At 23.0% G+C, this 230-nt stretch carries 1 pseudogene; it reads left to right on the top strand.

Annotation, left to right across the window (positions count from 1 at the left end):
* Positions 1-30: 30 nt before the first annotated feature.
* Positions 31-230: pseudogene (locus tag VJI93_RS09325) on the top strand (AI-2E family transporter); the annotation flags it as partial.

Below are 230 nucleotides of genomic sequence, written 5' to 3'. Positions count from 1 at the left end.
GCTAATACATTACTATCATCTTATTCAACTTTGATAACAGTAATGTTTGCAGTAATATCGAATTTTATAGGAATAGTTATTCATCTTATATTAATTCATGTAATAACATTTTATTTATTGCTTGAAAAAGATAAAATTTTTGACGTAATAGTAAAGAAAGTTCATGATAGGTATGAAAATTTCTTGTTTAAAATATGGAGAGAAATAGATGAATCATTATCCATGTTTGT

Origin of the sequence: Parvimonas sp. M20, from assembly GCF_035282425.1 — a bacterium.
Taxonomy (GTDB): Bacteria; Bacillota; Clostridia; order Tissierellales; family Peptoniphilaceae; genus Parvimonas.
Note: the sequence above shows the minus strand (reverse complement) of the source record. Positions and strands in the feature narration are given on the sequence as shown.